Origin of the sequence: Actinomadura darangshiensis (genome assembly GCF_004349235.1) — a bacterium.
Lineage (GTDB): Bacteria > Actinomycetota > Actinomycetes > Streptosporangiales > Streptosporangiaceae > Spirillospora > Spirillospora darangshiensis.
Genome location: NZ_SMKY01000318.1, coordinates 1 through 10,023, shown reverse-complemented (window position 1 = coordinate 10,023; position 10,023 = coordinate 1). Strand labels below are relative to the sequence as shown.

At 73.3% G+C, this 10,023-nt stretch carries 8 protein-coding genes and 1 pseudogene; 5 read left to right on the top strand and 4 right to left on the bottom strand.

The window, feature by feature from the left end:
• Positions 1–45 precede the first annotated feature (45 nt).
• The 3 genes from E1293_RS39640 to E1293_RS39630 are packed head-to-tail and all read left to right on the top strand — an operon-like array spanning position 46 to position 3,439.
• A complete protein-coding gene (locus tag E1293_RS39640) occupies positions 46–1,173 on the top strand; it encodes a molecular chaperone DnaJ (RefSeq protein WP_243717256.1) in 1,128 nt (375 codons plus the stop codon).
• Positions 1,174–1,185: 12 nt separating this feature from the next.
• Positions 1,186–2,157: a hypothetical protein gene (locus E1293_RS39635; RefSeq protein ID WP_132204070.1), complete on the top strand. Its 972-nt coding sequence runs from the start codon at positions 1,186–1,188 to the stop codon at positions 2,155–2,157.
• A gap of 4 nt (positions 2,158–2,161) precedes the next feature.
• Positions 2,162–3,439 carry an adenylosuccinate synthetase gene (locus E1293_RS39630; protein ID WP_132204068.1) on the top strand — a complete coding sequence of 426 codons (1,278 nt, stop codon included), beginning with the start codon at positions 2,162–2,164 and terminating at the stop codon, positions 3,437–3,439.
• On the opposite strand, the gene E1293_RS39625 is transcribed toward E1293_RS39630, so the two are convergent.
• Complete coding sequence (locus E1293_RS39625) at positions 3,394–4,830, bottom strand: purine-cytosine permease family protein (protein WP_132204066.1); 1,437 nt, start codon at positions 4,828–4,830, stop codon at positions 3,394–3,396. The two genes, E1293_RS39630 and E1293_RS39625, sit on opposite strands and share 46 nt — an antisense overlap.
• Positions 4,831–4,869: 39 nt before the next feature.
• The gene (locus tag E1293_RS39620) at positions 4,870–5,832 is read right to left on the bottom strand and encodes an isopenicillin N synthase family dioxygenase (protein ID WP_132204064.1); all 963 of its coding nucleotides are present in this window, start codon (positions 5,830–5,832) and stop codon (positions 4,870–4,872) included.
• A gap of 240 nt (positions 5,833–6,072) precedes the next feature.
• Between E1293_RS39620 and E1293_RS39615 the strand changes: the two genes are divergently transcribed.
• Positions 6,073–8,034 (top strand): hypothetical protein, encoded by a 1,962-nt coding sequence (locus tag E1293_RS39615; protein WP_132204062.1) that lies wholly within the window; start codon positions 6,073–6,075, stop codon positions 8,032–8,034.
• Between the two features lie 23 nt (positions 8,035–8,057).
• Positions 8,058–8,762 (top strand): 3-keto-5-aminohexanoate cleavage protein, encoded by a 705-nt coding sequence (locus E1293_RS39610; protein ID WP_132204060.1) that lies wholly within the window; start codon positions 8,058–8,060, stop codon positions 8,760–8,762.
• 3 nt (positions 8,763–8,765) lie between these two features.
• Here E1293_RS39610 and E1293_RS39605 read toward each other — a convergent pair whose 3' ends face one another.
• Both E1293_RS39605 and E1293_RS39600 read right to left on the bottom strand, forming a co-directional pair.
• Positions 8,766–9,377, bottom strand: coding sequence for an Rv1733c family protein (locus E1293_RS39605; RefSeq protein WP_132204058.1), 612 nt, complete (start codon positions 9,375–9,377; stop codon positions 8,766–8,768).
• A 43-nt stretch (positions 9,378–9,420) separates the two neighbouring features.
• Positions 9,421–10,023: pseudogene (locus E1293_RS39600) on the bottom strand (hypothetical protein); the annotation flags it as partial.

The window sequence follows — 10,023 nt, the reverse complement described above, 5'->3', positions numbered from 1 at the left end:
CCTCCACCCCGCCCTCCTCCGTCCCAGCCACGAGGAGGAGATCCGATGAGCAAGGCGAGCCGTGGGGGCCGGGAGCGCGATCACTTGGAGGGGGTGCGAATGATGTCGGACGAGTTGGACGATGCGCTGGCCCGGCTCGACCGGGTGCGGGTACCCGCCGACCTGTTCGGCGGCGACGAGGCGGAGGCGGCGCGCCGGTACCGGCGGCTGGCCCGGCTCGTCCATCCGGACGCGACCGGGGGCCGGACCCGTGATGCGTTCATCAGGCTGAACGCGCTCTGGCGGACCTACAACCGAGGCGACTCGACGACGATCACCACGCGCCGGCACGCCTACCGGCTGGAGGGCGATCCGATCGCCGGCGACCTCGCCGAGCTGTACACGGCGCGGCCGGAGTCCGGACATGCCGCCCGGAGGGGCCGGCCGGGCTCGGCTCCCGGCCCTGGCCGGACGGTGCTGCTGAAGATGCCGCGCGACCCGCATGACAGCGATCTGCTCGAACGGGAGGCCGTGGCGCTGCGGCAGCTCCCCAAGGACGGCGACGGGAAGTTCCTGCCGTACGTCCCGCGGCTGGTCGAGTCGTTCCGGCACCGGGACGCCGCCACCGGGGCGCAGCGGCAGGTCAACGTCGTCGCCGGCCTGGACGGGTTCCACAGCCTGACGGCGGTCAAGCACGCGTTCCCGGACGGCGTCGACCCGCGCGACGCGGCCTGGATGTGGCGGCGGCTGCTCGTCGGCCTCGGGTTCGCGCATCGCGCGGGGGTCCTGCACGGCGCGGTGCTCCCCGACCACGTGCTGATCCATCCGGAGGAGCACGGCCTGGTCCTGGTCGACTGGTGCTACTCCGTCCCCGGCTGCTACGCGAACGTCGATTCCTCGGGCCGCGTGCCCGCGATGGTCGACCGGTACGCCGGCTGGTACCCGTCCGAGGTGCCCGGACGGCGCCCGGCGACCCCGGCGACCGACCTCTACATGGCCACCCGGTGCATCACCGACCTCATGGGCGACAAGGCGCCCAAGGCGATGCGCTCGTTCGCGCGCGGCTGCATGCTGCCGGCGCAGGACCGGCGCCCCGCCGACGCCTGGCGGCTGCTGGCCGAACTCGACGAGCTGCTGGAGCGGCTCTACGGCCCGCGCCGCTTCCGGCCCTTCCACCTGCCCGTCACCCGCTGAAGGAGAGAGATCATGGGAAGCGGAAACTGGTCCACCGACGTCTACGCCGCCCGCGCGAGCTACCGCGCGTCCACCGGCGCCAGCGCGTTCGCCTACTCCGACGGCGGCGCCACCGCCGTCCACGCCGACCTCGACCCGCGCGGCGTGGCCGTCCGGGAGAGCCGGGACTCCGATGAGCACCCCGAGTCGCTCGCGATCGGCGTGCTGTTCGACGTGACCGGCTCGATGGGGACCGTGCCGCGGACGCTGCAGACCAAGCTCCCCGACCTGCTCGGGCTGCTGCTCCGCAAGGGGTACGTCGAGCACCCGCACATCCTGTTCGGCGCGGTCGGCGACGCGACCTGCGACCGGGCGCCGCTGCAGGTCGGGCAGTTCGAGGCCGACAACCGGATGGACGACGACCTCGGCAAGATCCTCCTCGAAGGCGGGGGCGGCGGCCAGATGCGGGAGTCGTACGAGCTCGCCATGTACTTCATGGCCCGGCACACCTCGATCGACTGCTTCGACAAGCGCGGCAAGCGCGGCTACCTCTTCATGATCGGGGACGAGCTGGCCTACCCGAAGGCGAAGCGGCACGAGATCGCGAAGGTCGTCGGCGGGCAGCCGGACGAGGACGTCCCGGTCGCCGAGGTCGTCCGCGAGCTGCAGCGCATGTACGACGTGTACTTCATCATCCCGGAGGGCGCCTACCACGCAGGCAGCCGCGAGCTGAAGGACTTCTGGCAGGGACTCCTCGGTCAGAACGTCCTCTACCTGGACGATCTGGACGCGGTCTGCGAGACGATCGCGCTGACCATCGGCCTCGCCGAGGACGCCATCGACCTCGACGAGGGCCTGGACCACCTGGCGGAGGCCGGCTCGGACGCGGGCGCCTCGGTGTCCCGCGCGCTCGCCCGGCTGGACGCGTCCCGCGCGCCCGTCGCGGTCTCGTCCGCCCCGGCGGGCCTGGACGCGCCGGCCCCGTCCGCGACGACCCGGCTCTGATCCCATGGGCCACGTGATCGTCGTCGACCTCGGCTTCGGGGACGCGGGCAAGGGCACGGTCGTCGACCACCTCTGCACCGGAACCGAGGTCACGGCGGTCGTGCGGTTCAACGGCGGCGCGCAGGCGGCGCACAACGTCGTCACGCCGGACGGGCGGCACCACACGTTCGCCCAGTTCGGCTCGGGGACGTTCACGCCGGGCGTCCGGACGCACCTGTCGCGGTTCATGCTCGTCGATCCGCTGGCGCTCGCCGCCGAGGCCGGCCACCTCCGCGCGCTGGGCGTGCCCGACGCGCTCGACCGGCTGACCGCCGACCGGGACGCGCTGCTCACGACCCCCTACCACCGGGCCGCCAACCGCGCGCGGGAGTCGGCGCGCGGCGCGGCCCGGCACGGGTCGTGCGGGATGGGCATCGGCGAGACGGCGTCCTACGCGCTGGCGCACGGCGACGCGCCCCGCGTGGGCGACTGCCTGTCGCCGCTTCGGCTGCGGCGCCGCCTCGCCGCCGTCCGCGACTGGTACCGCGACACCTTCCCGGACGGCGAGGACGCGCCAGATGCCGACGCCTGCGCCGACGCCTTCACCGCCTTCGCCGAACGGGTGCGGATCGTCGGCGCCGGCCACCTCCACGGCCTGCTCCGCACCGGGAACGTGGTGTTCGAAGGCGCCCAGGGCGTCCTGCTGGACGAGTGGCACGGCTTCCACCCGTACACGACCTGGTCGACGACGACGTTCGCGAACGCCGAGACGCTGCTGGCCGAAGCGGGCGCGTCGGCGGCGCGGCTCGGAGTGCTGCGCGCGTACGCCACCCGGCACGGCCCCGGCCCGTTCGTCACCGAGGACCCGGCGCTGACCGCGGACCTCCCCGACCCGCACAACGGCACGGGACGCTGGCAGGGCGCGTTCCGCGCCGGCCACCTCGACGCCGTCGCGCTCCGGTACGCGCTGGACGTGACGGGCGGCGTGGACGGCCTGGCGGTCACGCACTTGGACGTAGCGGGGGCACGTCCAGACCTGCGTGTCTGCCTGTCCTACGACATGGACGGCGAACAGGTCGGGCGGCTGGAGACAGGCCCGCCCGACCTGCACCGCCAGGCCGCCCTGACCGCACGCCTGCTCAAGGCCCGCCCCGTCTACGCGCCGCTGGGGCCGCCGGCGGAGACGATCGAGGACGCCCTGCAAACCCCGGTCGTCCTGCACTCCTACGGCCCGACCAGTGCCGGCAAGCGGCCGGCTCAGCCGTTCGGGCGGAAGCCGGGGAGTTTGCGCAGTAGCAGGTAGAGGGCGGCGGCCAGGAGGAAACCGGAGGCGAACGTTATGTCGCCGAACGACGGGTGCGCCTCCGGGACCACTCCGACGTACTTCTCCTGGTTGGAGAACAGCCACACCGAGATCACGACGCTCGCCGCCATCGCCGCCGGGCCCGCCCAGCTGCGGTGGCGGGTGTCGAACATCATCCGCTCCATCGCCTCGTCCGCGAGCGGGGAGCGGCGGCGCAGCAGCATGTCGGCGAGGACGACGCCGAGCCACGGGCCGATCCAGTAGGCGATGACCAGCAGGAACGCCTCGTAGTCGTGGCCGGCGTCGTCCAGGCCGAAGTAGGCGACGACGAGCCCGACCGCGCCGAACGCGAGGGCGACCAGGGCGCGCTGCAGGCCCCCCGGCAGCGGCAGCCGGATGCCCGTCGCGACGAACGACATCGAGCCGGAGTAGATGTTGATCGCGTTGGCGCCGATCGCGCCGATCGTGATGACGAGCAGGGTGAGGTTCGCGACCAGGGACGGCAGGTGGCCGGTGAACGCGCCGGTCGGGTCGGCGAGGGCCTTGCCGCCGAGCGTCACCGACGCGGCGCCGACGATCTGCAGGACGGTGCAGCCCGCGAAGATCCCGAGCGCCGCCGACAGGCCGGCCGTGCGCGGGCTGGTCGCGGGCGGCAGGTAGCGGGTGTAGTCGGCGGCGTAGGGGTTCCAGCCCGCCGCGTACCCGAAGGTCGCGCCGACCACGATGAGGAACGCCCCGATGCCGCCGGGTCCCGACCCCGCGGGGGCGGGCGCGCCGAAGTCGGCCTTGGCCAGGATGATGACGGACGTGACCGCGAACACGGCCGCGAGCACCGGGAACGCGTACCGCTCGTAGGTGTGGACGAGGTTGTGCCCGAAGAACGCGACGCCCGCCTGGAGCGCGACCACGATGGCGAGGCACAGCGGCTTCGGCATCCCCGTCAGCGTGTTGAGCGCGAGCGACCCGCTGACGCTGTTCACCGCGAACCAGCCGACCCCGCCCGCGACCGAGTTGATCGCGGACGGCAGCATGTTGCCCCGGTGGCCGAACGGGATGCGGCCGAGCACCATCTCCGGGACGCCGTGGCGGGGGCCGCGCGCCGACAGGATGCCGTGGGTCACCGCGCCGAGTCCGCTGCCGACGACGATCGCCGCGGTGGCCTGCCAGAACGTCAGCCCGAACGCGGCGACGGCGAGCACCCCGAGGAAGACCGTCGCGAACTCCAGGTTGGGCGAGGCCCACGTCCAGAACAGCTTGTGCGGCCGGCCGTGCCGCTGGTCGAGCGGGATGAAACCGGCGCCGCCGGGCTCGACGGCGGCGACCCGGTCGCCGTACTCGCCCTCCCGGACGACGATGCCGGCCACGTCCCGCGGTTCCCTGGTCTCGGTCATGGGGGCCTCTCAGATGCGGGGGTTCGGCACGTGCGGGGGTCAGCCGATGGTGATGGCGTTGAGGCGTTCGAGGAGGAAGTCGTGGGCGCGGACGGTCTCGCCGCCGGCGCGCCGCCCGATGGGCGGGGCGATCGGCTCGATGCGCGCGTCCGGGTCGCACTCGTAGAAGAAGACCAGCGACACGAGCTCCTCGTCGGGGGCGCTCGGGTCGGGCGGCAGGACGCGGTGCCGGTTGGACGTCCAGCGGCCGCCCGTCCAGTGCGCGAGGAGGTCGCCGACGTTGATGGTGAAGGAGTCCTCCACCCAGGGGGCGTCCACCCAGCCTGTCTCGTCGGAGTGGACCTGCAGGCCGCCGACGCCGTCCTGCCGGTCCAGGACGGTGACGGTGCCGAAGTCGGTGTGCGGGCCGATCCGGAACTGGCCCGGCTCGGGCTCGCCGAGCTGCGACATCGGCGGGTACCGGTTGATGTTGAGGGTGAAGGACGGGTGGCCGGCGCGTCCGGTGAAGAACGCATCCGGCAGGCCGAGGGCGGTGGCGCAGAGCCGCAGCAGCTCGTCCGACAGCGTCTTCATCCTGGCGAGGTAGCCGGTGAGCAGGGTCTCCAGCTCGGGGACCTCGCCCGGCCAGACGTTCGGCAGGAACCACTCGTCGTCGAACAGCGGGTCGCCGACGCGGCGGTCGGCGCCGGCCGCGAAGGTCTCCTTGAGGTCGGGCGGGGTCTGCGTGCCCTCGGCGTAGCCGTTGGCCTCGACGCCGGGCGGCAGCCAGCCCCGCTCCCCCACCGTCACCGCGTAGCCGCGCTTGGCCTCCTCCGGCAGGGCGAAGAACCGTTTGGCGGCGGCGCGGATCGCGGCCCGGTCCGCCGCCGGGACGCCGTGGCCGGTGATCACCAGGAAGCCGATCTCGCTCAGCGCCGCGTCCACCCGGGCGGCCACCTCGGCCCGTTCCCGCGCGCCGCCGTGGAACCAGGGGGTCAGGTCGATGACGGGGACGGCCTTCATGGAACGTTCCTTTCGGGCGGCGAATCAGGCAACCCGCCTACTATCACCCGAGATCGCCTCCGAATCATCCCCCACGGCCGACACGAAACCGTCACGCCGCAAGATTTAACGCGCCCGCAACATCACCGTGCGTGATCTTCGTCTGGCCGGATCCGGACGCCCATTGATCTGCGGCCCGCGCGAGACCAAGATCTCGCTAACGGTCCCGCCGAGACCCGGCGGAACCCGCGGAGGTGGACGTTGCGTTTCCCCCAGCGCACCCTGTCGGCGGTCGCGGCGCTCGCCGCGTCCCTCGCGCTCCTCACCGCCCCGGCGCCGCCCGCGGCGGCCGGAACCGGTGACGGCTGCGACCCGATCGACCCGGCCGCGTGCCTGCTGCCGTTCCCGAGCGACTGGTACTCGGTGGCGGACGGCGGCACGGCGACGGGCCGCCGCGTCCACATGGGCGGCACGCTGAAGAACGCGCTCGGCCTCCCCGTCTCGCCGGACGAGTGGAACCGCGCGGACGGCTTCTCCCCCGGCTCGATGCTGCTCAGCCGGGTGCCCGGCGTCGACCTGGCCCGCACCGGCGCCGCGCCCATCACCGACATCGGCGCCTCGCTCCACGACGATGCCCCGATCGTCATCGTGGACACCGCGACCGGGGAGCGCTGGCCGTACTGGGCGGAACTGGACGCGAACGCGCCCGAAGACCGGAAAGCGCTGATCGTCCGTCCGGCCCGGAACTTCCGGGAGGGCCACCACTACGCGGTCGCGCTGCGCAACCTGCGGGACGCGTCCGGGAACCCGATCGAGCCGAACGCCGCGTTCGCCAAGATCCTCGGGCCGGATCTGCCTTCCGGCGACCCGCTCGCCAAGCGGCAGCGGGCGGAGAAGAAGGTCCTGGCGGCGCTCCAGGCCCACGGCGTGGGCCGCGACGGCCTCTACCTCGCCTGGGACTTCACCGTCGCCAGCAGGCAGAGCCTCGCCGGGCCGATCCTCCACATGCGCGACGACGCGCTCCGCAAGCTCGGCGACGGCTCGCCCTCGTTCTTCGTGACGCAGGTGACGAACGACGTGGACGACAAGATCGCCCGTGAGGTGAAGGGGATCGTCTGGGCGCCGAGCTACCTCGACCAGTACGGCGGGCTGCCCGGATCGTCCCTGCACCGCGGCAAGGACGGCATGCCGTCGCAACTGCCCGGCAACTCCCAGGCCGTCCCGTTCCAGTGCGAGATCCCGAAGACGGCCCTCACCGACCCGGCCCGTCCCGCCCTCTACGGGCACGGCCTGCTCGGCAGCGAGGGCGAGGTCGACGCCGGCAACGTCAAGGCGATGGCGGCCGAGCACGGCTTCATGTTCTGCGCGACCAAGTGGATCGGCATGGCGGACGAGGACGTCCCGAACGTCGTGTCCGCGCTCGCCGACCTCACCCGCTTCCGGACCGTCGCCGACCGCCTCCAGCAGAGCCTGGTCAACTTCACGTTCCTCGGACGCGCGATGACCCGCGGGTTCGCCGCGAACAAGGCTTTCCAGAACGACGCGGGCCGGCCCGTGATCGACACGAAGGCGGAGCTGACCTACGACGGCAACAGCCAGGGCGGCATCATGGGCGGCGCGCTCACCGCCGTGTCCCCCGACATCCGCCGGGCCGTCCTCGGCGTCCCGGCGATGAACTACAGCACGCTGCTGAACCGCAGCGCCGACTTCCCGCAGTACGCGAAGGTCCTCGACCTGTTCTACCCGGACAAGCTCGACCAGCAGGTCGGCCTCGCGCTGATCCAGATGCTGTGGGACCGCGGCGAGGCCGACGGCTACGCCGCGCACATGACCGGCGATCCGCTGCCGAACACGCCCGCGCACCGCGTGCTGATGCACGTCGCGTTCGGCGACCACCAGGTCGCGCCGGTCGCCGCCGAGGTCGAGGCCCGCACGATCGGCGCCCGCATCCACGCGCCCACCGTCACGCCCGGCCGCAGCCCCGACAAGGTGCCCTACTGGGGCATCCCGACGTTCGGCTCGTCCCATGACGGCTCAGCGATGGTCGTCTGGGACAGCGGCTCGCCCGTCCCGCCGCTCACCAACACGCCTCCCACGGCGGGCCGCGACCCGCACTCGGACCCGCGCGGCAACGCCGACGCGCGCAGGCAGAAGGCCGCGTTCCTCAAGACCGGCACCGTCGTGGACGTGTGCGGCGGCGGCCCCTGCGTCATCACCCCCTGATCCGCACCTGAGATGATCGGATCATGCTCCAGGTCTGCCCGAACGGAAGCCGGACCGAGGGCGTGCCGACGTCCCCGGACGAGATCGCCGCGGCCGTCCGCGCCGCCGCCGACGTCGGGGCGGAGGACGCGCACCTGCACCCGCGGGACGACGCGGGCGCCGACACCCTGGACGCCTTCCACGTCGCCGAGACCGTCACCGCCGTCCGCGCGGCGACGCCGTCCATCCACGTCGGGGTGACCACGGGCGCCTGGACGGCCCCCGACCCGGTCGAGCGCGCCGCGCTGGTCCGGTCCTGGACGGTCCTGCCCGACCACGCGTCGGTGAACTTCCACGAGGAGGGCGCCGAGCTGGTCGCGGAGGCCCTGTTCGAGCGCGGCGTCGCCATCGAGGCGGGCGTCTTCTCCGGCACCGACGCCGCCCAGCGGTTCCTGCGCTGGCCGCACGCCCACCACGTGCTGCGGATCCTCGCCGAGGTCACCGACGGCGACCCGGAGACCGCGACGGGCACCGCCAAGGACCTCCTGCACGACCTCGGGACCCGGCTCTCCCGGCCGATCCTCCTCCACGGGGAGGACGGCGGCGCCTGGCCGGTGCTGCGGCTCGCCGTCCGGCTGAACCTGGACGTCCGCATCGGGCTGGAGGACACCCTCGACCTGCCCGACGGCTCCCCCGCCGGAGACAACGCGACCCTCGTCCAGACGGCCCGCGCCCTCCTCGTGCCCTGACCGTCAGGAGCGCGGGTTGTGGCCGGCGGCGTCCATCCGGGCCCAGTCGGCCTCCCACAGCTCGTCGCGGTGCCGGTCGCAGCGGCGGCGGACGAGCCCGTACACGATCAGGATCGGCAGCGCGCAGCCGAGCACGGTCGCGCCCGCGGCGTAGGCGGCGTCGGTCACCGTGCGGCTGTGCGGGCGGGGCCGGACGGTCGGCTCGCCCTGCCGGTCGACCCAGATGGTCCGGTGCGCGCCGACCTTGGCGTTCTTCCAGGTCGGCAGCGTCCCGACGCGGGGCTTGCCGTCCGCGCCCGGCCAGCTGGCCTGGACGGTCTCGTGGATGTAGCGGTCGCCGGAGGAGCCGATGCCGCCGGTCGAGGTGACGGTGGCGACGACCTGGTGGCGGTTCGCCTGCTCCGCGTTCTCGGCCCGCGTCCCCGCGGCGTAGGACCAGGACGCGGTCCACGCGGCGAGCGGCGGCGCGACGCCGAGCAGCAGCAGGAGGAGGCCGAGCGCTACCAGCCGCTGGACGCGGTCGACCCGGCGGCGCAGCTCGTTGTGCTCCATGCCGCAGCGACGCCGCACCCTGGCGAGCGGCGTGCCTCCGCGGCCGATGCCGGACCTGCGCATCTGCGTTCACCTCCCCGGGGAGTGCCCTCCCGGCAAGAGGCCTTTAGCCTTCTTTTCCCAGGATATTCCCGAGTCTGCTGATCGGCACATCGCCTCTGGCCGAATCATTTCCCAGATCGGGCCCGATATGCCGGGGCGATGACCGGATTCGGCCACCGTCCCGGTCGCCGGGGCCGCGCCGCGCCCCGGCGGCCAGCGCCAGCAGCGCGCCGAGCACGCACATCCCGGCCGTGATCCAGAAGATCTCCTGGTACTCGGCGCGCAGCGCGTCCCGCAGCGCCGCGTTGTAGACCTTCATCTGCCGCGCGAACTCGTCCTTCGACATCAGGAACGGCAGCGGCGGCTTCAGATCGGCCGTCAGCGCGTGGAACCGGTAGAACCCCCACGCCGACAGCGCCGAGATGCCGAGCAGCATCCCCATCATCCGCGCCACCACCACCGCCGCGGACGCCACGCCGTGCCGCGCCGCCGGGACGAACGCCAGCACCGCCGACGACACCGGCGCGATCACCAGGCCGAGGCCGAGGCCGGTCACGACGAGGTCGACGTCCATCCGCGGCAGCGGCCCGTACGAGGCGTCCGCCAGGTCGGCCGGCCAGCCCGCGATCAGCAGGTAGCCGCCCGCGGCGACCGCCATCCCCGCGGC

Excerpts from the sequence above, each read along its gene's own strand:
- E1293_RS39620 (WP_132204064.1), bottom strand. The coding sequence starts at position 5,832 with ATGAAGGCCGTCCCCGTCATCGACCTGACCCCCTGGTTCCACGGCGGC.
- E1293_RS39635 (WP_132204070.1), top strand. The coding sequence starts at position 1,186 with ATGGGAAGCGGAAACTGGTCCACCGACGTCTACGCCGCCCGCGCGAGC.
- E1293_RS39640 (WP_243717256.1), top strand. The coding sequence starts at position 46 with ATGAGCAAGGCGAGCCGTGGGGGCCGGGAGCGCGATCACTTGGAGGGG.
- E1293_RS39625 (WP_132204066.1), bottom strand. The coding sequence starts at position 4,830 with ATGACCGAGACCAGGGAACCGCGGGACGTGGCCGGCATCGTCGTCCGG.
- E1293_RS39630 (WP_132204068.1), top strand. The coding sequence starts at position 2,162 with ATGGGCCACGTGATCGTCGTCGACCTCGGCTTCGGGGACGCGGGCAAG.
- E1293_RS39605 (WP_132204058.1), bottom strand. The coding sequence starts at position 9,377 with ATGCGCAGGTCCGGCATCGGCCGCGGAGGCACGCCGCTCGCCAGGGTG.
- E1293_RS39610 (WP_132204060.1), top strand. The coding sequence starts at position 8,058 with ATGCTCCAGGTCTGCCCGAACGGAAGCCGGACCGAGGGCGTGCCGACG.